Raw genomic sequence first — 2,905 nt, 5'->3', positions numbered from 1 at the left:
CCATGTCCGATCTGGAATTCATGCTCGAACGCGTGGACAGCCCATTGGGGCAGATGCTCATCATCACTGATGCCAAGGGCCAGCTGCGCGCCCTCGACTGGCACGACCACGAGGAGCGCATGCGCCTGCTGCTGCGCCGGCAGTACCCCGGCCAGCCCGTGCGGCTGCGCGAAACGCGGGAGGCCTCGGCCGCGACACCCGCCCTGCTGGCCTATTTCGCCGGCGATGTCGCCGCCGTCGACACCCTGCCCGTCGCCCTCGGCGGCACCGACTTCCAACGCCAGGTCTGGCTGGCGCTGCGCGGCATCCCTGGTGGCGAAACCATCAGCTACCGCGAGCTGGCCGACCACATCGGCCGGCCCGCCGCCGTGCGCGCGGTCGGCCTGGCCAACGGCGCGAACCCGGTGAGCATCGTGCTGCCCTGCCACCGGGTGATCGGCAGCAACCGGTCACTGACGGGCTATGGCGGCGGACTGTGGCGGAAGGAGTGGCTGCTGCGGCATGAGGGCGGGATGGGGCAGCGGGGGTTGTTTTGAGGGGGACACCACAAAAAAGCCCGCATCAGCGGGCTTTTTTGTACGCCACCAGCTAAATCAAGCATCCACCGGAATCTTCCCGATCTTGGCCTGCCAGATCTTCGGCGCCGTGTGGTGCACCGAGCTGCCGCGCACGTCCACCGCCACGCTCACCGGCATGTCCTCCACGGTGAACTCGTAGATCGCTTCCATCCCCAGGTCCTCGAAAGCCACCACGCGCGCCTTGCGGATCGCCTTCGACACCAGGTAGGCGGCGCCGCCGACGGCCATGAGGTAGGCCGCCTGGTGCTTCTTGATCGCCTCGATGGCCACCTGCCCGCGCTCGGACTTGCCGATCATGCCGTACAGGCCGGTCTTGCCGAGCACGGTGTCGGTGAACTTGTCCATGCGCGTGGCCGTGGTCGGGCCGGCCGGGCCCACGACTTCATCGCGCACCGGGTCGACCGGGCCGACGTAGTAGATGAACTTGCCGCGCAGGTCGACCGGCAGCTCTTCGCCGCGCGCGAACATCTCGACCATGCGCTTGTGGGCGGCGTCACGGCCGGTGTACATGGTGCCGTTCAGCAGCAGGGTCTCGCCCGGCTGCCAGGACGCGATCTCTTCCGGGGTGATGCCGTCCAGATTGACGCGACGCGACTTCGAGGCATCGAAAGTCAGCTTCGGCCAGTCTTCCAGCTTCGGCACTTCCAGCTCGGCCGGGCCGGAGCCATCCAGCTCGAAATGCACGTGGCGGGTGGCGGCGCAGTTGGGGATCATGGCGACCGGCAGCGAGGCGGCGTGGGTCGGGTAGTCCTTGATCTTGATGTCGATGACCGTGGTCAGGCCGCCCAGGCCCTGGGCGCCGATGCCGAGCGCATTGACCTTCTCGTACAGCTCCAGGCGCAGCTCTTCCACGCGATTCTGCGGACCGCGCGCGATCAGCTCCTGGATATCCACCGGGTCCATCAGCGATTCCTTGGCCAGCAGCGCGGCCTTCTCCGCCGTACCGCCGATGCCGATGCCGAGCATGCCCGGCGGGCACCAGCCGGCGCCCATGGTCGGCACCGTCTTCAGCACCCAGTCCACGATCGAGTCGGACGGGTTGAGCATGGCCATCTTCGACTTGTTCTCGGAGCCGCCGCCCTTGGCCGCCACGGTGATGTCGACCTTGTCGCCCGGCACGATCGAGTAGTGGATCACCGCCGGCGTGTTGTCCTTGGTGTTCTGGCGCTTGCCGGCCGGGTCGCGCAGGATCGAGGCGCGCAGCACGTTGTCCGGGTTCAGGTAGGCGCGACGCACGCCTTCGTTGATGGCGTCGTCCAGGCTCAGGTCGCCCAGGTCCCAGCGCACGTTCTGGCCCACTTTCACGAACACGGTGACGATGCCGGTGTCCTGGCAGATCGGGCGGTGGCCCTCGGCGCACATGCGCGAGTTGATCAGGATCTGCGCCATGGCATCTTTCGCCGCCTGGTTTTCTTCGCGCTCGTAGGCCGCGTTGATGGCCTGGATGAAGTCCACCGGGTGGTAGTAGGAGATGTACTGCAGGGCATCGGCGACGCTCTGGATGAGGTCGTCCTTCTTGATCACGGTCATGCGCGGGCTCCACTGGGCGAACGGTAATGAGCGGCGGCGGGCGTGAAAGCCCGCACAAACCGCACAAGTATAACCGCAGCTCAGGCCGAGGTGGCGCGCAGGTGGGTCAACAGTTCGTCGAGCACGGCCTGCGGGCGTTCGGCGTGCAGAAAGTGGCCGCAGCCGGGCAGCGTGACGGTACGCACGCCGGCCGGAAACAGCGCCGGGTCCACGATGCGGTCGAGCAGGCCGGCGTGCAGGCAGCCATCGTCCGCGCCGGCGAGCGCCAGCACGGGTGTGGCCAGCGGGCGGCGCAGGCGCGCGTAGAAGGCGCGCGTGGCGGCGCGTGGCGGGGTGAACAGCGAGCGGTAGTAGCGCGTGGCGGCATGCGCCACGGCGGGGCTGGAGAAGGCCTGGCGCACGGGCGCGAAGTCATTCTCCGTGAACGCCCAGCCCGGCGACCACCGGTGCCAGAGGCGGCGCAGGTAGGCGCAGTCGCGCTGGCGGATCAGCCAGGGCGAGGCGCCGCTCTGCAACAGCAGCATGTACGATGACTGCCGCGCCTGCACCGGCAGCAGCGCGCCGGCGCGCTCGAAGCGCTGCAGCGGCGGAATGGCCAGCACGCCGAGCGAGGCCCAGCCCGCGGCACTGCCGGCCACGGCGGTCATGGCGGCGACCGCGCCCCAGTCGTGGCCGACCAGGTGCACCGGTGCGCGATCCGCCGCGTCGACGGCGGCACTGGCCGCCGGACCAGCGGAGCCGCTGTCCAAGGTACCGGTGCCGCCGGCCAGGTGCTCGCGCCAGGCCACCAGGTCATC

3 protein-coding genes are annotated in these 2,905 nt (G+C 69.0%); 1 reads left to right on the top strand and 2 read right to left on the bottom strand.

Annotated features, from left to right (window positions below; all coding sequences use genetic code 11):
* On the top strand, positions 1–536 hold a 536-nt coding region (locus tag C5O18_RS08180), incomplete at its 5' end, for a methylated-DNA--[protein]-cysteine S-methyltransferase (protein ID WP_241146787.1).
* A gap of 57 nt (positions 537–593) precedes the next feature.
* Here the strand turns inward: C5O18_RS08180 and C5O18_RS08175 are convergent.
* Positions 594–2,108: a fumarate hydratase gene (locus C5O18_RS08175; protein WP_105193047.1), complete on the bottom strand. Its 1,515-nt coding sequence runs from the start codon at positions 2,106–2,108 to the stop codon at positions 594–596.
* Between the two features lie 80 nt (positions 2,109–2,188).
* Positions 2,189–2,905 (bottom strand): alpha/beta hydrolase (locus C5O18_RS08170; protein WP_105193045.1); only part of this gene is annotated, 717 nt, incomplete at its 5' end.

Source organism: Amnimonas aquatica, assembly GCF_002943415.1.
In the GTDB taxonomy this organism is placed as follows: domain Bacteria; phylum Pseudomonadota; class Gammaproteobacteria; order Pseudomonadales; family Moraxellaceae; genus Perlucidibaca; species Perlucidibaca aquatica_A.
The sequence above is the reverse complement of the archived record's forward strand: the minus strand, read 5'-3'. Positions and strand labels throughout refer to the sequence as shown.